The sequence below is a fragment of the Paraburkholderia sp. CHISQ3 genome (assembly GCF_030464945.1).
GTDB classification, from domain to species: domain Bacteria; phylum Pseudomonadota; class Gammaproteobacteria; order Burkholderiales; family Burkholderiaceae; genus Paraburkholderia; species Paraburkholderia megapolitana.
Map to the genome: position 1 here is coordinate 252,443 of NZ_JALPRG010000012.1, position 22,203 is coordinate 274,645.

23 protein-coding genes are annotated in these 22,203 nt (G+C 60.1%); 10 read left to right on the forward strand and 13 right to left on the reverse strand.

Features of this window, described 5'->3' with window-relative positions; translation table 11 throughout:
* The first annotated feature begins 19 nt into the window (after positions 1 to 19).
* From M0D65_RS26580 to M0D65_RS26595, 4 genes are all read left to right on the forward strand, one after another.
* Complete coding sequence (locus tag M0D65_RS26580; RefSeq protein WP_266255245.1) at positions 20 to 1,285, forward strand: aromatic ring-hydroxylating dioxygenase subunit alpha; 1,266 nt, start codon at positions 20 to 22, stop codon at positions 1,283 to 1,285.
* Between the two features lie 92 nt (positions 1,286 to 1,377).
* Complete coding sequence (locus M0D65_RS26585; protein WP_266255246.1) at positions 1,378 to 2,520, forward strand: hybrid-cluster NAD(P)-dependent oxidoreductase; 1,143 nt, start codon at positions 1,378 to 1,380, stop codon at positions 2,518 to 2,520.
* Between the two features lie 202 nt (positions 2,521 to 2,722).
* On the forward strand, positions 2,723 to 3,598 hold the full coding sequence (locus tag M0D65_RS26590) for a glycine betaine ABC transporter substrate-binding protein (protein WP_091018067.1): 876 nt from the start codon (positions 2,723 to 2,725) through the stop codon (positions 3,596 to 3,598).
* A gap of 117 nt (positions 3,599 to 3,715) precedes the next feature.
* A complete protein-coding gene (locus M0D65_RS26595) occupies positions 3,716 to 5,374 on the forward strand; it encodes an APC family permease (protein WP_266255247.1) in 1,659 nt (552 codons plus the stop codon).
* Between the two features lie 15 nt (positions 5,375 to 5,389).
* Here the strand turns inward: M0D65_RS26595 and M0D65_RS26600 are convergent, their stop codons facing one another.
* Positions 5,390 to 6,169 carry an SDR family NAD(P)-dependent oxidoreductase gene (locus M0D65_RS26600; protein WP_266255248.1) on the reverse strand — a complete coding sequence of 260 codons (780 nt, stop codon included), beginning with the start codon at positions 6,167 to 6,169 and terminating at the stop codon, positions 5,390 to 5,392.
* A 142-nt stretch (positions 6,170 to 6,311) separates the two neighbouring features.
* Between M0D65_RS26600 and M0D65_RS26605 the strand changes: the two genes are divergently transcribed.
* Positions 6,312 to 7,250 (forward strand): AraC family transcriptional regulator, encoded by a 939-nt coding sequence (locus M0D65_RS26605; protein WP_266255249.1) that lies wholly within the window; start codon positions 6,312 to 6,314, stop codon positions 7,248 to 7,250.
* A gap of 71 nt (positions 7,251 to 7,321) precedes the next feature.
* Here the strand turns inward: M0D65_RS26605 and M0D65_RS26610 are convergent, their stop codons facing one another.
* Positions 7,322 to 8,206 carry an SDR family oxidoreductase gene (locus M0D65_RS26610; RefSeq protein ID WP_266255250.1) on the reverse strand — a complete coding sequence of 295 codons (885 nt, stop codon included), beginning with the start codon at positions 8,204 to 8,206 and terminating at the stop codon, positions 7,322 to 7,324.
* A 105-nt stretch (positions 8,207 to 8,311) separates the two neighbouring features.
* On the opposite strand from M0D65_RS26610, the gene M0D65_RS26615 reads away from it, so the two are divergent.
* A complete protein-coding gene (locus tag M0D65_RS26615) occupies positions 8,312 to 8,731 on the forward strand; it encodes a helix-turn-helix domain-containing protein (protein WP_091018078.1) in 420 nt (139 codons plus the stop codon).
* A 19-nt stretch (positions 8,732 to 8,750) separates the two neighbouring features.
* Here the strand turns inward: M0D65_RS26615 and M0D65_RS26620 are convergent, their stop codons facing one another.
* The 4 genes from M0D65_RS26620 to M0D65_RS26635 form a co-directional block, all read right to left on the reverse strand.
* The gene (locus M0D65_RS26620; RefSeq protein WP_308076732.1) at positions 8,751 to 9,899 is read right to left on the reverse strand and encodes a peptidyl-alpha-hydroxyglycine alpha-amidating lyase family protein; all 1,149 of its coding nucleotides are present in this window, start codon (positions 9,897 to 9,899) and stop codon (positions 8,751 to 8,753) included.
* Positions 9,900 to 10,023: 124 nt separating this feature from the next.
* Positions 10,024 to 11,076, reverse strand: a complete 1,053-nt coding sequence (locus M0D65_RS26625; RefSeq protein ID WP_266255252.1) for a phospholipase D-like domain-containing protein — start codon at positions 11,074 to 11,076, stop codon at positions 10,024 to 10,026.
* Between the two features lie 292 nt (positions 11,077 to 11,368).
* The gene (locus tag M0D65_RS26630) at positions 11,369 to 11,683 is read right to left on the reverse strand and encodes a YdhR family protein (protein ID WP_266255253.1); all 315 of its coding nucleotides are present in this window, start codon (positions 11,681 to 11,683) and stop codon (positions 11,369 to 11,371) included.
* A gap of 62 nt (positions 11,684 to 11,745) precedes the next feature.
* Positions 11,746 to 12,312 (reverse strand): carboxymuconolactone decarboxylase family protein, encoded by a 567-nt coding sequence (locus M0D65_RS26635; protein WP_266255254.1) that lies wholly within the window; start codon positions 12,310 to 12,312, stop codon positions 11,746 to 11,748.
* A gap of 63 nt (positions 12,313 to 12,375) precedes the next feature.
* On the opposite strand from M0D65_RS26635, the gene M0D65_RS26640 reads away from it, so the two are divergent.
* Positions 12,376 to 12,690 (forward strand): helix-turn-helix domain-containing protein, encoded by a 315-nt coding sequence (locus M0D65_RS26640; RefSeq protein ID WP_266255255.1) that lies wholly within the window; start codon positions 12,376 to 12,378, stop codon positions 12,688 to 12,690.
* A 62-nt stretch (positions 12,691 to 12,752) separates the two neighbouring features.
* Here the strand turns inward: M0D65_RS26640 and M0D65_RS26645 are convergent, their stop codons facing one another.
* Positions 12,753 to 14,417 carry an ABC-F family ATP-binding cassette domain-containing protein gene (locus M0D65_RS26645; RefSeq protein ID WP_091018092.1) on the reverse strand — a complete coding sequence of 555 codons (1,665 nt, stop codon included), beginning with the start codon at positions 14,415 to 14,417 and terminating at the stop codon, positions 12,753 to 12,755.
* A 217-nt stretch (positions 14,418 to 14,634) separates the two neighbouring features.
* On the opposite strand from M0D65_RS26645, the gene M0D65_RS26650 reads away from it, so the two are divergent.
* Positions 14,635 to 15,255 (forward strand): phosphatidylcholine/phosphatidylserine synthase, encoded by a 621-nt coding sequence (locus M0D65_RS26650; protein WP_266255256.1) that lies wholly within the window; start codon positions 14,635 to 14,637, stop codon positions 15,253 to 15,255.
* Positions 15,256 to 15,275: 20 nt separating this feature from the next.
* On the opposite strand, the gene M0D65_RS26655 is transcribed toward M0D65_RS26650, so the two are convergent.
* Together M0D65_RS26655 and M0D65_RS26660 are read right to left on the reverse strand one after the other, a co-directional pair.
* On the reverse strand, positions 15,276 to 15,773 hold the full coding sequence (locus tag M0D65_RS26655) for an NUDIX domain-containing protein (RefSeq protein ID WP_266255257.1): 498 nt from the start codon (positions 15,771 to 15,773) through the stop codon (positions 15,276 to 15,278).
* Positions 15,760 to 16,347: a GNAT family N-acetyltransferase gene (locus M0D65_RS26660; RefSeq protein WP_266255258.1), complete on the reverse strand. Its 588-nt coding sequence runs from the start codon at positions 16,345 to 16,347 to the stop codon at positions 15,760 to 15,762. Before M0D65_RS26660 ends, M0D65_RS26655 begins: the two co-directional genes overlap by 14 nt.
* A 160-nt stretch (positions 16,348 to 16,507) precedes the next feature.
* Here M0D65_RS26660 and M0D65_RS26665 point away from each other — a divergent pair, with 160 nt between their 5' ends.
* Positions 16,508 to 17,701, forward strand: coding sequence for a phytanoyl-CoA dioxygenase family protein (locus tag M0D65_RS26665; protein ID WP_266255259.1), 1,194 nt, complete (start codon positions 16,508 to 16,510; stop codon positions 17,699 to 17,701).
* A gap of 81 nt (positions 17,702 to 17,782) precedes the next feature.
* Here M0D65_RS26665 and M0D65_RS26670 read toward each other — a convergent pair whose 3' ends face one another.
* Positions 17,783 to 18,223 carry a DUF3592 domain-containing protein gene (locus M0D65_RS26670; protein ID WP_266255260.1) on the reverse strand — a complete coding sequence of 147 codons (441 nt, stop codon included), beginning with the start codon at positions 18,221 to 18,223 and terminating at the stop codon, positions 17,783 to 17,785.
* A gap of 460 nt (positions 18,224 to 18,683) precedes the next feature.
* Here M0D65_RS26670 and M0D65_RS26675 point away from each other — a divergent pair, with 460 nt between their 5' ends.
* Positions 18,684 to 19,013, forward strand: coding sequence for a hypothetical protein (locus M0D65_RS26675; RefSeq protein ID WP_266255261.1), 330 nt, complete (start codon positions 18,684 to 18,686; stop codon positions 19,011 to 19,013).
* Between the two features lie 23 nt (positions 19,014 to 19,036).
* On the opposite strand, the gene purU is transcribed toward M0D65_RS26675, so the two are convergent.
* From purU to M0D65_RS26690, 3 genes are all read right to left on the reverse strand, one after another.
* Positions 19,037 to 19,930: a formyltetrahydrofolate deformylase gene (gene purU, locus M0D65_RS26680; protein ID WP_266255262.1), complete on the reverse strand. Its 894-nt coding sequence runs from the start codon at positions 19,928 to 19,930 to the stop codon at positions 19,037 to 19,039.
* 230 nt (positions 19,931 to 20,160) lie between these two features.
* Complete coding sequence (locus tag M0D65_RS26685) at positions 20,161 to 21,378, reverse strand: patatin-like phospholipase family protein (protein WP_266255263.1); 1,218 nt, start codon at positions 21,376 to 21,378, stop codon at positions 20,161 to 20,163.
* Positions 21,375 to 22,160 carry a 3-hydroxybutyrate dehydrogenase gene (locus tag M0D65_RS26690; RefSeq protein ID WP_091018119.1) on the reverse strand — a complete coding sequence of 262 codons (786 nt, stop codon included), beginning with the start codon at positions 22,158 to 22,160 and terminating at the stop codon, positions 21,375 to 21,377. The genes M0D65_RS26685 and M0D65_RS26690 overlap by 4 nt, the downstream gene beginning before the upstream one ends.
* Positions 22,161 to 22,203: the final 43 nt, after the last annotated feature.

The following is a 22,203-nucleotide window of genomic DNA, read 5'->3' on the forward strand; positions in this document are numbered from 1 at the left end:
GAGCGTTCCGGAGCACACGATGAAAGTATCGGCAGACATTCGCGCGCTGGTCGATCGGCGCAAGAAGGGTTACAGCCTCGAGGCACCGTTTTACCTGAGCGAAGAGATTTTCGCGCTCGACATGGACGCGATTTTCCGTCAGCACTGGATCCAGGTCGCCATCGAGCCGGATATCCCCGAGCCCGGCGATTACACGACGGTCCAGTTGGGCCACGATTCGATCCTGATCGTGCGCGACGACGACATGGAAGTCCGCGCGTTCCACAACGTGTGCCGCCATCGCGGTGCGCGCCTGTGCAACGAAGAGAAGGGCTCGGTCGGCAATATCGTGTGTCCGTATCACAGCTGGACCTACAACCTGAGCGGCCAGTTGATGTTCGCCGAGCACATGGGCGAGAAGTTCGACCGCTGCAAGCACAGCCTGAAGAGCGTGCACGTGCAGAATCTGGCCGGGCTGATCTTCATCTGCCTCGCAGACGAATCGCCGGTCGATTTCGACGTGATGCGCGCCGCGATGGAGCCGTACCTGCTGCCGCACGATCTGCCGAACCTCAAGATCGCCGCCACGATCGACATCATCGAAAAGGGCAACTGGAAGCTGACGATGGAGAACAATCGCGAGTGCTATCACTGCGTCGCGAACCATCCGGAGCTGACTATTTCGCTGTACGAGTACGGGTTCGGCTATCAGCCGTCAGCGGCGAATGCCGAGGGTATGGCCGCGTTCGAACGGACCTGCGTCGAACGCGCGGCGCAGTGGGAAGCGATGAATCTGCCGTCGGTCGAAGTGGACCGGTTGTCTGACGTGACCGGTTTTCGTACGCAGCGTCTGCCGCTCGATCGCAGCGGCGAATCGCAGACGCTCGACGCGAAGGTTGCATCGAAGAAACTGCTCGGCGAATTCAAGCAGGCCGACCTCGGCGGGCTATCGTTCTGGACGCAGCCGAACTCGTGGCATCACTTCATGAGCGACCACGTCGTGACGTTCTCGGTGATTCCGTTGTCGGCCGGCGAGACGCTGGTGCGCACGAAGTGGCTCGTGCACAAGGACGCGAAAGAAGGCGTCGATTACGACGTGAACAACCTGACGGCTGTGTGGAACGCGACCAACGATCAGGACCGCGCGCTCGTCGAATATTCGCAGCGCGGTGCGTCGAGCAGCGCGTACGAACCGGGTCCGTATTCGCCGTTCACCGAAGGGCTCGTCGAGAAGTTCAGCGACTGGTATGTGGGACGGGTCGCGGCGCAGATCGATTCGCAGACTGAAGCACACGCTAGCAGCTAACGCGCAGCAGGCAGTAGTACAAGCAGCAGCGTAAACAGCAACGCAACGAACACAAGCAGACAACTGGCTGCCTCGGGCAGGTGGAGCAAACGATGATGCGGGATGCGGCAACTTTCGAACCCGTTGAGAGCCGGCTGACCAAGCCGCAATTCTGGGGCGCGCTGCCCGAGCGCTGGACGAGCGACGTCGAAGAGACGCTCGTGTGTTGCCAGGTGCGCCAGGAAACGCACGACGTGAAGAGCTTTTTCTTCCGTTCGCCGCAAGGACGTGCGTTTGTGTTCGAGCCAGGACAGTTCCTCACGCTCGAACTGGAAATCAACGACGAGACGATCAATCGCTGCTACACGATCTCTTCGTCGCCGACGCGGCCGCATACCATTTCGATCACCGTAAAACGCGTGCCCGGCGGCCCGGTTTCGAACTGGCTGCACGACAACCTGCAGGCCGGCGCGCAGGTTCGCGTGCTGGGACCGTCCGGCGACTTCACCTGTGCGCGGCATCCGGCGCGCAAGTATCTGTTTCTGTCGGCGGGTTCGGGTGTGACGCCGCTGATGTCGATGAGCCGCGCGCATCACGAGTTGAGCGAAGATCGCGACATCGTGTTCGTGCACAGCGCCCGCACACCCGACGACATCATCTTCGCGCGCGAACTCGATCTGATCGCGTCGAACCAGAGCAATTTCCGCACATCGTTCATCTGCGAACGTGTCGGTCCGCGTACCAACTGGCACGGCGTAACGGGCTTTCTGACGCTGCCGTTGTTGCAGGTGATCGCACCGGACTTCATGGAGCGCGAGATCTTCACGTGCGGCCCGGCGCCGTATATGAAGGCCGTGCGCGATCTGCTCGGCGATGCGGGTTTCGATCGCACGCATTATCACGAGGAAAGCTTCTCGTTCGAGACGCTGACGCAGTCGGCGCCCGAGGTTCTCGTCGAAGAACACGCAGCCAGTCCCGTAGAGCAGGGCACACAGACGTTCACGGTCAGCTTTGCACGCAGCAATCGTGAGATCAGTTGCGGCAGCGACCAGCACGTGCTCGACGCTGCGCGCCAGGCCGGCGTGCGGTTGCCGTCGTCGTGCACGCAGGGCATGTGCGGCACCTGCAAGGTCAAGCTCGTCTCCGGGCAGGTCGAGATGAAACACAACGGCGGCATTCGTCAGCGGGAAATCGATCAGGGGATGGTGCTGCTCTGCTGCAGCAAACCATTGACGGATCTCGTCGTCGAGAAGTGACAGTCGGTTTGTCCTGCACCGGACCGCACGGCATGAACACCCGATGCGCGCGGCCCGCGCATCCGGTTGCCCGACGTATCGACGCCTGCCGATGATGCGTGTCGCATTTCCACAAGCCGCTGTCGCAACAGACTATCCGCCGTCAATTCTGGCTGGCGATGCTCAGTGCTACACCGCGCTAGCGGCCATAAGGAGATCGACCATGAAACGCCTTAAAAAACTCTTGCTGTGCGGTGCACTCGGGGCTGCGTTGATCGCGACGATGAGCGCGAGCGTAACTGCGGCAGCGGATACGAAACCGACGATCAAGATCGGCTATGTCGAAGGATGGGATGACAGCGTCGCGACCTCGAACGTCGCCGCACAGATCATCCAGAAGCGGCTGGGTTATCCGGTGCAACTGGTGCCGGTTGCGGCAGGGATCATGTGGCAGGGCGTGGCACGCGGCGATCTCGACGCAACGCTGTCGGCCTGGCTGCCGGTGACGCATGGTGCGTACTGGGATCAGTTCAAGAGCAAGGTGACCGATCTCGGGCCGAATTTCAACGACGCGAAGATCGGTCTGATCGTCCCTGCTGATTTACCGGAGACGAGCATCGGCGACCTCGAAGCGCATAAGGCGGACTTCGGTGGCCGCATCGTCGGGATCGATGCGGGCGCGGGTGTGATGAAGAAAGCGGGCGAGGCGATCCAGGCCTACAACCTCAGTCTTCAGCTGATGCCCAGCTCGGGCAGTGCGATGACCGCGGAACTTGCGCGCTCGATGCATGCCAATAAACCTATCATCGTGACCGGCTGGGTACCGCACTGGATGTTTGCGAAGTGGAAACTGAAGTTCCTCGAGGATCCGAAGAAGGTGTTCGGCGAATCGGAGCATGTCGATAACGTAATCAACCCCGGGCTCGAGACAAAGGCTGCACCCGTGGTTGCGTTTCTCAAGAAATTTCAATGGAAGCCGGGCGAAATCGACAGCGTGATGCTGGCGACACAGAACGGCGCCAAGCCTGCTGCCGCAGCCGACACATGGATCGCCGCGCACGGCGACCGGGTCGACAGCTGGGTGGCTGGAGCGCAATAACGTCTTCGCTTTGACGTTGTCACACAGCGTGCGGATCGCCGTTGCAGGGCGATCCGCATGCTGGGTTCAGGTTCACGCGTTCCGGTCCAGGCACAGGCTCTCTACAGGAGGCTCTGGATGGAACAGGCAAGACTGCGCACGCGCAGCACCCGCGACGCGGCACATGGTGCCGCTCATGACGAAGGCCACACGCTGCAACGCGGCCTCACATGGAAGGACGCATTCTGGGTGACGAGCGGTGTGCCGGCCGGCATTCTGTTCACGATAGGCGGCGTATGCGCGACGATCGGTCAACCTGCGTGGGCGATCTGGATCGCGGCGATCTCGATGGGGTTGATCCAGAGCGCGACGTATGCCGAGATTTCCTCGCTGTTTCCTCATAAATCTGGCGGCGCGTCGGTGTACGGCGCGATGGGCTGGGTTCGCTACGGCAAGCTGATTGCGCCGGTGTCGGTGTGGTGCAACTGGGTCGCGTGGTCGCCGATGCTGGCGCTCGGCACCGGGCTCGCCGCGAGCTATGCGCTCACCACATTGTTCGCGCCCGATGCGTTGATCAACACGTGGCAATGGACCTTGCTCGATCTTGGCTTCGTCAAGCACGGTCTTACGCTGCGCATCAACGCCACGTTTCTGCTTGCGGTCGCATTCCTGCTGATCACTTTCAGGCTGCAGCACAGCGGTGCGGCGAAAGCGGCGAAGACACAGCGCCTGCTTGGCATCGCGTCGCTGACGCCGCTGCTGATCGTGGGGATCGTCCCGTTCGTGACCGGCGACGTGCCGGCTGCGCACCTGTGGCCGCTGCTGCCGCTCGCACACGATGCGCACGGCAACCTCAGCGCGGCATCGTTTGGTTCATGGAACGGCACCGGCATCACGATGGTGTTCGGCGCGATGTTCATGGCGGGCTGGGCTGCATACGGTTTCGAAACAGCCGTCTGCTATACGCGCGAGTTCCGCAATCCGCGTACCGATACGGTCAAGGCGATCTTCTGGTCGGGTGCGTTGTGTCTTGTCGTCATGACGCTGGTGCCGATCGCGTTTCAGGGCGCGCTCGGCACGGCGGGCATGTTGAACCCGAAGATCGTCGACGGCACCGGTGTGGGTGCGGCGATGGCGCATATGGTGGGCGGCGGTGCGGTGGTTGCGAACGTGATCGTCGTGATGCTGATGCTGTCAATCTTGCTGATCGTGATGACTTCGATGATGGGATCGTCGCGCACGTTGTACCAGGCGTCGGTGGACGGCTGGTTGCCGCGCTACCTGTCGCATGTGAACGAACACGGCGCACCGACGCGCGCGATGTGGACCGATCTCGGCTTCAACCTGATCCTGTTGATGATGTCCGACTATATGACGGTGCTGTCCGTGTCGGGCGTGTGCTACATGATCTTCGTGTTTCTGAACCTGCAGTCGGGGTGGATTCATCGCATGGATCGTCCTGACGCGGACAGGCCTTTTCGCTGTCCGACCTGGTTGCTTGCTGCAGGCGCGGTGTGTGGTTATCTCGACCTGGCGTTCATCGGTGCGGGTGCGGATTTGCAGGGCGAAGGCACGTTGCGTAACGGCTTGATTGCGATGCTGTTGATCGTGCCGGTGTTTGTGTTCCGGCATTACTGGCAGGATCGTGGGCGTTTTCCTGCGCGCATGGCGCAGGATATGGAGATGCAGCCGGGGAGCGGGGTGAGGGGTATGCGGCGTGTGTTGCCTTATGGTGCGTTGGTGCTGGCTGCGCTTGTGGTGTGGGCTTCGCATTATCTTGCGAAGCCCTTCTATTGAGCGAACCAGCGGCACTCAGATCTGCATTCCCCCCGCCACTTCGATCCGTTGAGCATTGACCCAACCGAACTCGTCGGATAGCAAACCGGCAATCACGGGGCCAACGTCATCGGGCACGCCGACACGTCCGAGCGCCGTATGATCCGCAACCATCTTGTTGACAGCGGGGTTGTCACGCACGACACCCCCGCTGAAATCGGTGGCAATGGCTCCCGGCGCCACGACGTTCACCGCGATCCGGCGCGGCCCGAGTTCCAGCGCCATATAACGCGAGAGCGATTCGACCGCGGCCTTCATCGGGCCGTAGATCGCACGGCCATTCATCGCCACGCGGGCAAGACCCGACGAGATGTTCACGATTCGCCCGCCGTCGTTCATGAGCGGTAAAAGCGCCTGCGTGAGCAGGAAAACGCCCTTGAAATGCACGTTGAATTGCGCATCCAGTTCAGCTTCCGTGCCCGTCGCCAGCGATGCCGCAGAGGAAGTCCCCGCGTTGTTCACGAGATAGTCGAAGCGTTCCGCGTGCACTTCGCTCAGGGCGCGTGTCACTCGATCGATGAAACCGCCGAAGCTCGCCGCGTTGCCCGTGTCGAGCTGCAACGCGATAGCCGGAATACCGATATCGCTTGTGAGCGCCACGACCTTCTCCGCTTCTGCCTGATTTGCGTGGTAGGTGAATATCGACCGCACCCCGCGTTTTGCGAGGCTTATCACGGTGTTGCGCCCGATGCCCCGGCTGCCGCCGGTGACAATAGCGATCTTGTTCGTTGATGGGGTTGAATCTGCGACTGCCATGTTCGTGCTCCCGGTTAGAAACTGGAACCGAGTATAGGTTTGGAGGTGACGCAATCTGAATACCCAAACCACCCCATTTCTTGCCTATTCCGACTCGGCGACGTATGGTTGTCAGTCAATGCCCGGATGGGAGATCAGGTTCATGCTGGAAGATTTAGTCGCTGCGATGTTGCGATATACCGACCGCCAGGAGGGCGCGAGCCCGTACTTTACGGCGATCGAAAGCGTGTTCATTCTTCGCTCGGATCACCCCAAGCCACCGGTCCACCGGATATCGCAACCGGCCATGTGTATCGTGGCTCAGGGTGCCAAGTGGGCCAGCTTTGGCGAAACGCGCTACGAATACAAGGCCGGCGAGGCACTCATTGTTGGAGTCGAGGCTCCATCGGTTGGCAAGGTAAGCGCGGCCAGCCCCGACCGGCCATGTCTTGTCCTCGCGTTCGAACTCGATCTCGCGATCATGCGCAGTGTTGCGGCGGAACTGGACGAGCCACCGAAGGCGAGTGGCGATGTCGGTCGAGGCGTCTTCGTGACCGATTTCCTGGGACCGCTCGCCGACTGTGCGCTGCGTCTCGTCAAGTTGCTCGATACGCCTGGTGCGATTGCGACGCTTTATCCGCTCATCATGCGAGAGATCTGCTACTGGCTTCTAACCGGGCCACACGGCGGGGACGTCGCACGCATGGCATTGACGAATGCGCCTTCGAAAGGCGTGCTCAACGCGATGCGCCGGCTTCGCGAAAATCTTGCTGAACCGATCCGCGTCGAGGAACTAGCCACGGTTGCGCAGATGAGTCCGTCTTCTTTCAACCGACATTTCAAGGCACTGACATCGCTCTCGCCGTTGCAGTTTCACAAGCAGCTAAGGCTGCTGGAAGCTCGCAGACTGATGGTCTCGCTCGGCGCGAACGTCGAGACAGCGGCTTTTCAGGTGGGCTACGAAAGCCCGTCGCAATTCAGCCGCGAATATTCGCGCATGTTCGGCGAGCCGCCAAAGCGGAACGTGAAGCGGCTGGAGTCTGGGGTTGATGAGGTTGCTCACCGTACCGATCATGAGGTTGTCGTGAGGGGCGTTGCCTGAGTGGATCGCGGCGAAGTGTCGGGCGGAATCTTGCTCGAACTCCGCCACAGCCCGACGCCGCAAAAACACATTCAAACGATATAGCTGGCTCTCGCCTCTTGCAGATATTCGCCAAGCCGCTTTGGAGCACGTCCGATGAGCGACTCGAGATGGTCGGTGACGATAGAAAGATTTCCGGCCCGGACCTCCACTTCAATCGACGCCAGTGCGGAAACAAATACGTCAGGAACACCCGCCGCTTTCAGTCCCGTGACGAATTGCTCGTCAGTCACATGGACGACGACAAGCGGCTTGCCTGTCACCCGGCTAGCGAGGTCGGCGATTTCTTCGTTGGACAACGCTTCCGGACCTGTGAGCGTATAGGTCCGGCTATCGGTGCTCGATGTGGCCAGCGCTGCGGCGATCGCTTCAGCGTAGTCCTCCCGTCCGGCGGACGACGTTCTCCCGCCCCTAGTCGCCGAATACCATTGCCCGCTCTTCAGCGCATGGGGGAGCGATCTGTGCAGATTCTCGTGATACCAGCTGTTGCGGAAAATCACGTGCGGCAGGCCGGTGGCCTTGATGGCCCGCTCTGTTTCCAGGTGGTCCGGCGCGAAGCTCAGTAGCGAGCTGTCCGGATTGGGCTGCGATGTATAGGCGATACGCTCGACACCTGCCGCGACCGCCGATGCGACCGCATTGCGATGCTGCTTCAATCGTGTGTCGACTCCATCCATGGCATCTGTCGAAATGATCAGGACGGTACCGACGTTTTTGAAAGCTTCGGTCAGGCCCTGAGGATCTTCGAAGTCCGCCTTGCGAACCTCAATGCCAGTTGCAGCAAGGTCGGCAAGTTTTTCGGGGCTGCGCGTGCCGGCGACGATGCGCTCGTGTGTCACGCCGCGTGCAAGCAGATGCTTGATAACAAGCTGACCGAGTTGGCCGGATGCGCCGGTGACGAAAATGGTGTCGCTCATGTACTCGCCTCATTGTGAGTGTTACTCTCTTTTTGAGAGTGACTCGATAATCAGGCTTCTGCGAGCACTCGTAAAGAAGGCAGTTTCTGAGGAGATAGTTACCAGATGGGAACCACCAAGGTATCGACCAGCGCGCTCAAAGCGAGGCTGGAGAAGGCTCGGGCCGAACACGGCGCCTGGGCGAATTGCCCGGTGCGCGACGTCGTCGATGTGATCAGCGGGCGGTGGAGTTCGTTACTGATGACGGCGCTGGCCGAGCATCCATGTCGATTCGGAGAACTGCGCCGGTTGGTGCCCGACATTTCTCAACGCATGCTGACGCAGACACTTCATGAATTGCAACGCGATGGTTATGTGCATCGCGTGGTCTTTCCGACCAAGCCGCCGGGCGTCGAATACAGCCTGACCGATCTCGGGCATTCGATGTTCGATGCGTTGAACGTGTTGATCCAGTGGGCCGACGACAACCATGCTGCGGTCACGGCGGCCCGCCTGCGCTTCGATAGCGAGAAGGAGTCTGCGTAAGCGGTCTTACGCCCCACTGTCAGGCGTGCAGAACCAGTTTCTGCACACGCCAGTTCAACAACTCGGCGACGAACAGCACGTTCTCCGATGGACACGCCATCTGATGAATCCAGCCGAACTGCTTCGGCTGCTTGCCTGCTTTGCCGAGCACGCCGAGTACCTTGCCGTCGAGCGTCATCTTGTAGATGCGACCTGGAAAAGCATCGGAGCTATAGAGCACCTGGTTCGGTCCCGGCGAAATGCAGATCGCCCACGGCGAGCCCGGCGCAAACGTGCCGGCTGCGATGTCCGCCTCATTCGGCATGTTGCCGATCGCGGGACGCGCATCCGCGGGCACCGGAACATCGATCGTGAATTGCCGCAGGAACTTGCCGTCGGTGTCGAACACCTGAATGCGCCGGTTGCTGCGGTCGGCGACATAGATGTTGTCGTGTGCATCGAGCGCGATGCTATGCGGCGTATGAAACTGTCCCGGTCCGGTGCCGCGGTCGCCCCATGACTTGATCCAGTTGCCGTCGCGATCGACTTTCGCGACCCGCGAGTTGATATAGCCGTCACTGATGTACGTGTTGCCTGCGACGTCCCACGCGACATCGGTGACCTGGCGAAAGCGCCCGGGCTCGGCGGGTAGCGGCGGGTTAGGGTGCTTGAGCGGGCCGGTCTCTTCGTCGGCGGCTTCCTGTTTGCGGCCGAACACCATGGCGACGCGTCCCTCCGGTGTGAACTTGATCACCATGTCGGAGCCCTTGTCCGTCACCCAGATGTTGTCCTGCCGGTCGACCTTGACCGAATGCGCGAACGACCAGGCATACAGGTTGTGTCCTATCTCGCGGATGAAGCGTCCGTCGGGTGCGAACTCCAGCAGTTGTGCCGCAGCCGCGCCATAGGCCGGCCCGGTTGTGTTGCCGCGCGACAGCACGAAGATGTGCCCTTGCGAGTTGAGCGCAACGCCGGAGCATTCGCCGAAGTAGGTGTCTTCAGGCAAACGAACGGGATCGGCAATCGAATCGAAAGGAATCGACGGCACCGATTGTGCGTCCGCGAAAGCCGGCGGCATGACGAGCCCCGCAGCCGTACCGGCGACGAGGCTCATGAAAGTACGGCGACTCATTGCCCGATGCTCCGCGTTGCCGCAGCACGGGCAAAACGACCCATAGTGCTCGCTCATCCGATGTCTCCTTGATGGTATGTCACGCACTGGCGTACTCAACGTACCGAACGTGCAGAGGCAATCGTAGTGCACAAAACGTTTAATCGCTAAGCGGCATTTGGGTCGCGCGGACGGCCGCAAGTCAGTGAAACGGCGATTGTCTCAGCAAGCGCTCATCGCTATTGCTACTGCTGCTAAACGGCGTGCCACCGTTAAAGTCAGCAGTGAGCGTGCTCTGGATCGACGACAGGATGGCTGCGTTCGTCGTCTCGAGACCCAGCTCGCGATTCTTGGTCAGCGATGCCACCGAGAAATTCTCCGAGCCGATAAAGAGGTTCGCTTGCGGTGTGCCGTAATCGACGAGGATCGCTTTTGCATGGATGTACAGCGACGCGCTCGATGCGTAAGTGCTGATCTGCACGCCGGCCGCGCTGAGCTTGTCGAAGTTGCTGACCCAGTCGCTGCTGTAGGTCATCGCGACCTGGACGGTTACCCCGCGTTTTGCCGCGTTGACGAGTGCAGTCACGATCTTCGAATTGCTCATCTCCTCGTTCTCGACTTGCAGTGTGCTTTGCGCCGAGTTGATGAGATTGACGAGATCCGTTTGCGACTGCGTCGGGCTCCACACCAGATCGTCTCCGGCGGGTGGTGTGATCGAGCTGCTGTTGAAATCGGCGTTGAAGACGGTCTCGATGGCGGCGACGTCGTTGGCGTCGCTGTCGATCACCGCGAAATCGCGCGACGTCGAATAGTAGCGGCTCGTCAGATTGAGCGTCATGATCGCCGCCGTTTTTCCATCGACGACAATCGACTTCTGATGCGTGGCCGCATAAGTCGGATTGGCCCAGACGACGTTGACACCGTTCTGCGACAGGTAAGTGTAGGCCGCCTGGTTGTTGCTCGACTCGAGGTTCTGATCGAGGATCACGCGCACTGTGACGCCGTTGGCTGCGAGCTGAACGAGCGTCTGCTCGGCTGTCGTGTCGACGAGTTCGTACATCGTCATGTCGAGCGTCTTGGTTGCCGATTGCATGAACGTGTAGATCGGCGTGAGACCTTGATCGGGTTCGGTGATCAGCGTGGGGCTTGAAGCGGATGCAGTGGCGGGCGTTTGAGCGGGCAGTGTAGCGGCCTGGGCGGTAGCGGATAGCAGCGTCAAGGCATAAAGCCAGGCAGTCAAAACGGTTCGACTCATGGATAACCTCCAGAAATTTGGGTGTTCCCCGGGGGACAGGTCTTGTCGTTTTGTGCGATCGGACATCTCGCCTGATCGGAATGGATGCATCGAAATGTAGATGCACGCGACGTTATCGTCCATTCCGATGACATTTACTTGTCAGCGGGATTGAGTATTCGCTCAGGTACTACGGGAGGGTCATGTCAAGCGCATAGGCTTGCGCGTTGCTTTCAGGAAGCGAACGCGTGAGGTCTTGTTTATTCTGCAGGACTTAGGTCTATGAGTTGCGATGCGGATAGCAAGATCCGAACTACTCATCCGACAGAATTTCGTTCGTAATGTTGTCAACCACGACAGGGCTGTCAAAGTACGTGACCGAAGGATTTGCACCGAAGGTCTCACGTGCAACAGCACGCCAACTTTCCGTGTACATCGCTTCGGCTTCGGCGCGGGAGTTCCATAGATAGACTCCCCCAGCAGTGGTGCCATCTTGCGACAGGACATAGTACTTACGGAGAAGACCGGCCACGCCCAGGTATCTCGGGGCCGCACTCAGGAAAATGCGTCGCGCTTCTTCGCGTGTGACGGGCTTTGGAAATTGAAATGAGGTGATCACGGTGATCATGGAAATTCACCCTCGGTTGCGAAGACTTCAGATAGCGTGTCCCACGCATTAACCCCGACTCATCACCGCGCTTGGGTCGCCGTGCGTTCGGGGAAACGCATTGCATAAGATTCGAGCGGCAACCGTAGAGCATTAGTGAGGTAGCTTACGGTTCGATAGAGACCTGCCAACATCAACATTTCAAGAATCGCTTCCTCGGAGACATGGGCGCGTAGCGCCTGCCATGTGTCTTCGTCGATGTCGCAGTCGTTATGTAACGCGTCACACATTTGCAAGACGACCGAGTCTTCGGTCGACCAGCATTGGTCGTGAGGTGTGCCATGCACGAGCGCCTCGATTTGTTCCTCCGAGAAACCAGCACGTGCGCCAAAGAAGGTCATGTGTACACCCCATTCATACTCGGACCGACACAAGGCAGTCGTTCGATCGATGATCAACTCGCGCTGCCGTAACGTCAGGTGTCCACGACCCAGCAGACCGGCGGCGAAGAATTTTCCAAATAGCCGTTCGTCGCGAGCCAGCGTGGTGAACAGGCTCAGCGCCGGAACACCCTGCGGCATGGTCTTCTCAATGCTTTCCTGAATGAACGGCGAAAAAGGCGGCTGCGCGGGTTCGATGCGTGCAGGCATGGCGGATCTCTTTGCTATAATTTCGATAGCACATTCTGGTCATTTTGCTATGAAAAGTAAAGCATGAAAACACCGAAAGCTGGAAAACCTGTACGCGGGTCGACGACAGGGCGGCCGATCATGGTTGCGCTCGACCTGCTAGGACGCCGGGCAGCGCTGCGCATTCTCTGGGAATTGCGCGGCGAGCCACTGACGTTTCGCGCACTGCAAGAGGCGGCCGATACGAATCCCAGCTTGCTCAATACCCGGTTAAAGGAATTGCGCGAAGCAGGACTCATCGATCACGCGGGAGAGGGGTATTGCCTGACCGAGGGAGGGATGGCGCTACGGGTAGCGTTGCGACCGCTAAACAATTGGGCGGAGACCTGGTGCAAGTGATATCCGGCTTCGCCTTCCATGCACCCCCACCGCCTGCCTGCGGTATCTCAAGCGCTGACCTTCTACCCCGCAGCAGCCTGCTCGCGTATGCGACGCGCTTCGTCGCGCAGGAATTGCTGGTAGTCATCCAGATCGCCGTCGAAAGGCTCGACGCCGCCCTTGGTGACCAGCCAGAACTCATCGCATACGGCGCGCAACAGGGCCCGGTCGTGACTGACCAGCATCACCGTGCCTTCGAATTCGTTGAGCGCCATGGCAAGCGCTTCGCGTGTGGCCAGGTCGAGGTGGTTGGTCGGTTCGTCGAGCAGCAGCAGGTTGGGGCGCTGCCACACGATCATGCACAACACGAGCCGCGCCTTTTCGCCGCCGCTCATCGTGCCGACCGCCTGATGCACCATGTCCCCACTGAAGCTGAAGGTACCGAGGAACGTGCGAAGCGATTGTTCGGTGCCGCTCTGGCCCGGCGCGCGCATGTGCGGCGGCGTGTCTTTGGCCAGCCGGATCATGTGTTCCATCGGCGTATCGAGCGGGCGGAGCACGTCGAGTTCCTGCTGGGCGAAGTAGCCGATGTTCAGGCCTTTGCCTTCGCTGATTTCGCCGGCAATCGGCGTCAGCGCGTGCGCCACCGTCTTCACCAGCGTGGACTTGCCCTGGCCGTTGGCACCGAGGATGCCGATGCGCTGCCCGGCCAGCACCGACCGGTTGATGCCCCGCACGATGACCGTGGGCGGCGTGCCCGGCAGTGCGTCGGTCGGCGCCGGATAGCCGAAGCTCGCGTCCAGCATCGACAACAGCGGGTTCGGGACGTTGAGCGGCTCCTTGAATTCGAAGGTGAACTCCGCGTCGGCCAGCACCGGTGCGATTTTCTCCATGCGTTCGAGCGCCTTGACCCGGCTCTGCGCCTGCTTCGCCTTCGAGGCCTTGGCCTTGAAACGGTCGATGAATTTCTGCAGATGGGCGATCTTTTCCACCTGCTTTGCCATCGCGGCCTGCTGCAATACGAGTTGCTCGGCGCGCATGTCTTCGAACTTGCTGTAGTTGCCGCCATAACGCACGAGCTTGGCGTTGTCGACATGCACGGTCACCTGCGTCACCTCGTCGAGGAATTCGCGGTCATGGCTGATCACGACCATGGTGCCTTGATAGCGCTTAAGCCAGGCTTCCAGCCAGACCAGTGCGTCGAGGTCCAGGTGGTTGGTCGGCTCGTCGAGCAGCAGCAGGTCCGACGGGCACATGAGCGCGCGTGCCAGCTGCAGTCGCATGCGCCAGCCGCCGGAGAAACTGTTGACGGGGTGGCTGAGCTGCGCCTCAGTGAAGCCAAGGCCCAGGATCAGCGCCTGGGCGCGTGCGGGGGCGTCGTGCGCACCGGCGTCGTGTAGCTCCATGTAGGCGTGCGCCATGCGCATGCCGTCGTCACTGGCCTCGGCGGCGGCGACTTCGGCCTGCGCGGCCAGCAGCACGGTGTCACCGTCGACGACGAAGTCGGTCGCGCTCTGCTCGGTCTCCGGCATGTCCTGCGCGACCTGGCCCATTTTCCACGCAGCGGGAATCGAGAACTCGCCGCTATCTTCGTGCAACGTGCCGTTGAGAAGGCCGAAGAACGACGACTTGCCGGCGCCATTGCGGCCGACTAGACCGATTTTTTCGCCGGGGGTGAAGGTGATGGACGCGCTGTCGAGTACGACATTGACGCCGCGGCGCAGCGTGAGATTACGGACGGAAATCATAAGGAGCTACTTCGGAGAGGATTGGCATGATAGCCGACCGGACGGGTCGGGCTGTCTTTTTCTGCGCCGCTTGTGCCTTGCGGCGCCCAGCGGCTACACAGCAAGGCAGGCCCCGGCGCACCGGGCGTAGCGGCTGCGGGTGTCCACCGATCGCTCATCGGAGACGCTTTCAATAGCCTGCTAGCATAGCGATCTACCCAATCCTCGCGACAAGAACATGACAAAACCCGTCCGGCGCTTCTCGATGATTCGTGAATTTCATCTTGCTGACTGGTTCACGCTCGGCAATGCCGCCTGCGGCACCGGTGCGCTCTTTTCCATCATCACCTACATCGCCACAGACGACGTGTTGCACGTCTATTACGCGGGCGGCCTGATACTCGCGGCCCTGGTGTTCGATGTTCTGGACGGAAGAATTGCCCGCTGGCGTCAGAAGTCGTCGACCCTGGGACGGGAACTGGACTCGTTAGCCGACGTGATTTCGTTCGGCGTGGCACCGGCCATCGTCGCTTACGGGTGCGGCATGCGTGGATTGTACGACCGGTTGCTGCTGGTTTATTTCGTGGTCTGCGGCGTATCGAGACTGGCCCGGTATAACGTCACAGCCGAAGCGCTCTCGCAGGAAACCGGGAAAGTGTCCTATTTCGAGGGCACGCCGATCCCGACATCGATTGTGCTCGTGCTGGTGTTGGTGATTGCCGCGAAGCTCGACGCGATCGGCCCGAACCTGTGGTTCGGTGAAGTTCATATGCACGGCGGTACGCTTCATCTGATGACGTTGCTTTTTGGTCTGTCGGGGTCGTTGATGATCAGTCGTATCAGGATTCCCAAACCGTAATCAGTCTTGAAACGCTCGTTCTAGAACGAGCGAAACAAATCATCGATCGGATACGGCAACGCCAGCTCAGGCATGTCATGCCTGCCGAAATACCGGGTGGACTTAGTCTCGGAGTCGGTAGGAATTCCAGACCCACCGATGACCCTGCACTGAAACAACGTCACCACATACTCGACCTGATCGCCGTTGGGATACGTGTATCGGAACGTGTGTCCTCCGAATACGCCCAGAATTCGATGGATTTCGACCGCATACCCCGTCTCTTCCATCACCTCGCGAATGATCGCTTCCTGAGGGCTTTCACCCAACTCAATTCCACCCGCTGGCAAGCTCCAGGCTTCTCCGGAGGATTTCTCCTGCAGCAGCAATCTGCCCGTGTGATCGTGAATCACGGCCGCGACGGATGGGCTCAGTACCCGGTCCTGTCCAACGCGCTTTCTTAGCCAGCTCATGTAGCTCTCGTTGCTCAAAGCGGTATCTCCATAGGAAGGCCCAACAGTTGAATCATCGGTATTCATCGGGTTCTGCACCGGCACTCAGTTCGTCCGAAAGGCGAGGCGTCAAAGAGAATACATAGCAATCTCTTGCCACCTCGCCAAACGCAGGAAGTACCAACCACTTCCGCAGCGTCCCCTCACAGTGAAACCCCAGCTTCTCCAGAACGCGCCGCGAGCCAACGTGTTCGACATCGCACACGGTCCAGATGCGTTGCGTGCCTAGCGCTCGCCACAACGCGGAGATCGCCGCATGGCCAGCTTCGACTGCGAGTCCGCGCCCCCAAAAGCGCTCACCGATTCCGTAGTGAATTTCGATCTTGTGGCCCTGTGGAATCGCGACGAATACTCCGATCGGTTCATCCTCTTCTCGTGTCGCGATGACCCACGAAAATGGCGCGCCGGCCTCATGCCACGCTGAGTCGCACCACTTGTCGAGCATCGCGGCGGTACGGTCGACGTCCTGATGAGCATCGCGTTGCAGAAACCGTGAGCAGTTCCGTACCCCCGTGTAGTTGTCGAACAGCACCGAAGCATCGCCCTCGCGCGCACGACGCAGCCGCAGGTGCTTGGTCAATAGTTCAACCCGATCTTCCATCCAGATCCCCTTTGGATACTCGCCATTAACGCTCGATTGTCGCGAATTCATCTGATCGTGTCGAAGGGCAGGCGCCACTATTGAGGTGTTTTTGATGTGTTTATGCCAACGCAGATCGATGCAACGGCAGTATCGTTGAGAAAATCAATCGGGAGACGATATGGACCAGCAACGCTCACGCCTGGAGCCAGGGCGGAGGAAACGGTATCGCGAGCACGACTGTAAGCTGCACGATTTTCTTGAAGTACTGCAAGATCGTCGCGATGCGGTGCAAATCGAATACGCAGACGAGTTAGTTGAGGACGTGCCGGTCTACGATTGCATTCCGTTAAATCGGTTACTCAAGGATGCGACGCGTCGCGCGGAGTTGCAAGCCGAATGGGCGGCCATGCTCGAGCACGGTGCGGGTGTTTTCGTACTAAAGCGCGCTTTCCCCGACACCGCGCCGATCGACGACGCCACCGAGGTCTTCGACACCATCATCCGCGACGAGCGAGAAGCAGGCAGCGCGGCAGCCGATCATTTCGCAAAGGCGGGCGCGAATGACCGGATATGGAACGCGCAGCAAAAGCTTTGTTTGCGCGCGCCATCGGTGTTCGCCCGTTACTACGCAAATCCAATGCTGGTTGCAGCAGCAGAAGCATGGCTAGGTCCGTGCTTTCAGATGACTTCGCAGGTGAATGTCGTGCGTCCGGGTGGCGAGGCGCAGCAGGCGCACCGCGACTACCACCTGGGGTTTCAGACCGTCGAGCAGGCCGAACGCTATCCGGCGCACGTCCACAGCATGTCTGCCTTTCTGACGCTGCAAGGTGCCGTTGCACACAGCGATATGCCCGTAGAAAGCGGGCCGACCAAGCTGCTTCCGTTCTCGCAGCGCTACGCCGAGGGTTATCTTGCCTGGCGACGGCAGGATTTCCGCAACTACTTCGAGGCGAACTACATTCAACTGCCCCTCGAAAAGGGCGACGTGCTTTTCTTCAACCCCGCACTCTTCCATGCAGCGGGGGCGAACCGGACGGCTGACGTTCAACGCATGGCGAATCTGTTGCAGGTTTCTTCGGCCTACGGTCGTGCCATGGAGTCGTTGAATCGCACGAGCATGTGTGATGCGCTGTACCCGGTTCTGCTCGATCAATTGGCGAATCACCGGTTAACCGAGGTGGAAATCGAGGCGGTGATTGCGTCGAGCGCGGACGGCTATCCGTTTCCGACGAATCTCGATAGCGATCCACCCGTTGGCGGCCTTGCGCCGGAAAGCCCGCAGATGTTGTTCGCGAGAGCGCTCCGGGAATCATGGACGGCTGAAGCTTTTACCAAAGCTCTTTATCGCCAGGCGGCGCGGCGGGAAGCCTGAGATCGATGATGTGACCGCGTATTGTGACCAGCGCGAACCGATTAGATTGAACGCTTCAAGTTCGTTTCTACGCCAACTCCGTTATCCGGCCGCTCGTGATCTTTTACGCAGGGAAAAGAACACGATGGCCGGAATGACGCTGAAAAGCAGACCGAACGACCCCGGAATAATCGAACCGATCCACAGCCAGATCGACTCGATTTCGGCGTGGGCGGGATCGTGCGGATCATAGAGAACCGTAATAGCGTCTCCATCAGCGTAGGGCTGATCCGTGGAACCGCTCCTGGAAGTCGCCTTAAAAGTGCGACCGTCTGGTGTAGTGAATTGAGCCTGCGGATACAAAAACGTGCCGCCATGATTGCCGCCGGACTTTGCAACGGCACCCACGAAGGCCCCTTCGGTTCGGGTTGCGTGAACGACGAAGGTCAGTGTCTGTGTGAGCGCAACCGCGGTTACGGCTAGAAAAATCAGGCCGATCAGAAATAGCGGCAGGAGAACGTAGGTAGAACTGCGCTGGGCCATGGCAATGCTCGTTGACGTTGACAGAGCGGATCGGTGTTCCGGCGGCAGGTTGTGCGTTCAAGCCGTCTTGCGTGCTCGCACGACGCAAGCATACGCCCTGCATCTCGCCACCTCACATTCGATCTTCCGCCGAACGCTCGAGAAATAGTGAACCGCGATCGACGGCAGTGGCGCAATCAGAATAACGGTTGCAGGAAGTTGCGTCTGACGCATTGAGCCAATCCTTGCAATTGCATTGCACGACCTTGTCGCCTGATCGATCGCCGATGATAATCGCCTCCACTAACGACGAACGGGGAGCGCATCAATGAAAACCGGCCAGGCAGTGCCCCTAGCCTTTCGCTCCACGATGACGTACCTGTTATGTCTCGGCGTATTTCCCACCGCTCTTCTGCTTTCCCCCGTCCTGCACGATATGTTGCACAGCATGCAGAGACCATCGCACGCCGGATCAGTGAGTATGGCAACCCTGATTGGCACGTTTTGTTTTCTTTTCGTGGTCATCTATATCGCAGGCTTCTTTATCTCAGCGTTACCGTGCGTTCTTCTGCATCTGTTTGCGGCTCACTTCCGGATTGGCAACCCCATCTTTTACGTCGTTGCAGGTGGCTTGCTAGGACTGTTTGGATTTGCAATCGCCTTTCTACTGCCCAGTCATTTCAGTCCCATGAGACCTAACATCCTTCATTGGTACTTAACGCGACTGGTTCCGGTTAGCTGCGCTGTGGGTCTCGTCTATTGGGCCATCGCAGGACGGTATTTCAGGAAGCAGGCGAATGAACTCGCCTGATCGGATGTTCTGCAATCACCTCATCACAACACCACCGTCCGATCCCCATTGATAAACACCCGCCGCTCGACAAACGCCTTCACAGCCCGCGCCAACGTAATGCACTCGACGTCGCGCCCAACCGCAAGCAGCCGCTCCGGCTTATACGAGTGATCGACGCGCTCGACGACCTGTTCGATGATCGGACCTTCATCGAGATCGTCAGTGACGAAGTGAGCCGTCGCGCCAATCAGCTTGACACCGCGCGTATGCGCCTGGTGATAAGGCCGCGCACCCTTGAAGCCCGGCAGGAACGAATGATGAATATTGATCGCGCGTCCCGACAGTTTGCGGCTCGTCTCATCGGAGAGGATCTGCATGTAGCGCGCAAGAATCATCAGTTCGGCGCCGGTCGATGCGAATAGATCGAGCACCTGCTGCTCCTGCTGTGCGCGGTTATCGGCATTCACCGGCAGGTGCCAGAACGGTAACCCGTGCTGCGCGGCGAGCGGTTCGAAATCCGGATGATTCGAACCAATCCCGACGATATCCATCTTCAGTTCGCCCATGCGCCAGCGGAACAGCAGATCGGCGAGGCAATGTTCGAGCTTCGACACCATGATCAACACCTTCGGCCGCGCGTCGACGTCGTGGATTGCCCACGTCATGTCGAAGTCGGCGGCGATCGGTACGAACTCGCGACGCAGCGCGTCGAGATCGAGTGCGGGGCGACCCGCTGCATCCTCACCGCTGTCGGCCACGCCATGAAACACGCAACGTACAAAAAAGCGCTCGCTCAGGTCGTCATCGAATACGCTCAGCTCGTCGATATAACAGTGGTGCCGATCGAGCAGCGCGACGACAGCGGCGACCTGTCCTGCGGCGCTCGGGCACGACAGCGTCAGCACGTATTGATGGAAACGATCGGTGGCGGGCATGCGGGTCCTCGGTTTTTCATAGGATTGCCCGCATGAAGCCGTTAGCAGCGCGACCACGCGACGACGGCACAGGCGGGATGCTCCAGTAGAGCAGCCCAATTTCCCCGTGCATAGAATCGATACGCCGTGCTGCTAGTACCGGCGCGCCAGGACGGCGGCCGGGTTCAGATCACTATAGATGAGCGGCGCGGCGGGTTCGACCTCCACCGCGCCCCGACCGATGCGCCCGATTACTTGCGACGGCGATGCACGTCGTGCGTGACGAAGCCCGCGTCGTTATGCGGCAACGCAAGCGCATCCGGCACCGCGAGCGTGTTGCGGATGTCAGCGAGACCGGCGGCCCAATGGTCGCGCATCGTCGAAAGACCGAACTGGTAATCCTTGTACTGGTGTTCGTAGTTCTTTCGCTGATAGATCAGATGCTGGACGTTGTAGCGCTTGTTCGACGACAACGCTTCGGCTTCCTTGCACCACGGGTTGTCGTGGCGCTGATCTTCGGGCACCTGGTCGAGCACGTGGCGCAGCAGATTGCGGTAACGCTGCTCGCGTTGCAGCGTGTCGGTGACAAAACGCGTACGGCTCGAATACTGCACGTCCTTCATGCGCTCGGCGACACCGGCCATCGTGTCGGGCACCGGACCGCGCGCGCTCCACAAGTCGACCTGGAACGCGAGCGTGTCGCGGCGCGGCGAGCTTTGCAGCACTTCCATCAGCGGCGTGTTCGATACCACACCACCATCCCAGAAGAACTCGCCATCGATCTCGACCGGCGCAAACGCCGGCGGCAGTGCGCCCGACGCCATGAAATGCTCCGGGCGCAGTTCGATACGCGTGTTGTCGAAGTAGACGAAGTTGCCGGTGCGGGCGTTGACCGCGCCCACCGACACGCGCGTGCTGCCGTCGTTAATGCGATCGAAGTCGCACAGTGCAAGCAGCGTGGCGCGCAGCGGCGACGTGTCGTAATAGCTCACCTTGCCGGGCTCGCCCGGGATGCCGTCGATCGGCGGCGGAAAACGCGGCACGAAGAAGCCTTTTTGCCCCTGCAATATCGCACTCATCGCCTGCGATGCGGTGAAGATCGAGCGCACCGATTCGTGACTGTTGAACAGCGCGAACTCGAACGCGGCGGGCAGCGCGGGAAAGAACGCCGGCTGGCAGATCGTTTCCCAGAACTCGCGCAGCCGCTCCACGCGCCGCTCGGGCGGGTTGCCGGCGATCAGCGCAGTATTGAGCGCACCGATCGAGATACCGGCAATCCAGTCGAGCGGCATCTCGGCTTCGTGCAGACCTTCGAACACGCCAGCCTGATACGCGCCGAGCGCACCGCCCCCTTGCAGCACGAGGGCGATGGTTTCGTAGGGCAGCGCGCGCACCGGCGTCGCGCCAACCTCGTTGTGCAGGTCGGTCGGATCGACGGCCTGCTTTTCGGTGCGGGCGCGTGGCTTCATTGCATGTACCAGCCGTGGCTGACCACGAACGACTGACCGGTCAACGCGGCGCTCGGGAAGGCCGACAGGAAGAGCACCGTTTGCGCGACGTCCTCGACGGTCGTGAACACGCCGTCCACGGTATCGCCGAGCATGACGTTCTTCACGACATCGGCTTCGCTGATACCGAGTTCCTTCGCCTGCTCGGGGATCTGCTTGTCGACGAGCGGCGTGCGCACGAAGCCCGGACACACCACGTGCGAACGCACGTTGTGCTTCGCGCCTTCCTTGGCCAGCACGCGTGCCAGACCGAGCAGACCGTGCTTGGCCGTCACGTAGGCCGACTTCAGCGGCGATGCTTCATGCGAATGCACCGAACCCATGTAGATCACCACGCCGCCCTGGTCGCCCTTGTACATGTACTTGAGTGCGGCCTTGGTCGTGAGGAACGCGCCGTCGACGTGGATCGCCTGCATCTTCTTCCAGTCGGAGAACGCGTAGTTTTCGATCGGGTTGACGATCTGGATGCCCGCATTCGATACGAGGATGTCGATCGTGCCGAACGCTGCCGCGACCTGATCGATACCGGTATTCACCGCTTCTTCGCTGGTCACGTCCATCGCGATACCGATCGCTTTACCGCCAGCCGCCTTGATCTCGTTCGCGACTGCGTTGGCGCCGTCCAGGTTCAGATCCGCGATGGCGACGGCCGCGCCGGCCTTCGCGTAGGTCAGCGCGATTTCCTTGCCGATGCCGCTGGCCGCGCCAGTGACGACCGCTACTTTTCCGTTCAGATTGCTCATGACTGGGTTCCTGTTTGTTGTTCGTAAGTGAATGAGGGGGCGG